The organism is Pararobbsia alpina (assembly GCF_902859895.1).
Lineage (GTDB): Bacteria > Pseudomonadota > Gammaproteobacteria > Burkholderiales > Burkholderiaceae > Pararobbsia > Pararobbsia alpina.
This window is the reverse complement of sequence record NZ_CADIKM010000248.1, coordinates 1-504: the sequence shown is the minus strand read 5'-3', so window position 1 is coordinate 504 and position 504 is coordinate 1. Positions and strand designations below refer to the sequence as shown.

The 504-nt window shown below is 60.1% G+C and carries 2 pseudogenes; both read left to right on the top strand.

Annotation, left to right across the window (positions count from 1 at the left end):
- A pseudogene (locus tag HV670_RS30510) lies at positions 1-265 on the top strand (outer membrane lipoprotein-sorting protein); the annotation flags it as partial.
- A 23-nt stretch (positions 266-288) separates the two neighbouring features.
- Positions 289-504: pseudogene (locus tag HV670_RS30505) on the top strand (hypothetical protein); the annotation flags it as partial.

Here is a 504-nt window from a genome sequence, read left to right as displayed (position 1 = left end):
GTGGATCGATGCGTCGAGTTTCCTCGAGCTGAAGATCGACGGCGATCAGCGCAAGCTCGACGGACGCATGCACCCCGTCGCCGTCTACTACCGCGACTACAAGTCCGAGAACGGTTTGATGATGCCGCATGTGCTGGAAACCGTGGTGGCAGGCGTCAATCAGACGCATCAGATGACGATTCAGCACGTGACGGTGAATCAAGCCGTCGATGATTCCATGTTTGCGAAACCGCAATTCGCCATGGCCAAAGTGCCCGCCCACTAGAGGCATTCGCACGGGAAAAGACAATGATGAGACGGATCCGGCTATGGCTACTCGCGGCGTGCTTGCCTCTGCTTGTCTGCTTACCGGTGGCGCGGGCCGCCGAGGAGTTGAGCGCCGAACAGATCGTTGCGAAGAATGCGCAGGCGCGGGGCGGCGCTGACGCCTGGCGCAAGGTTCAGTCGATGGTGTGGGTGGGTCATGTCGATAGCCAGAATGCGGCTGCGCCGAATCTGCCGTTC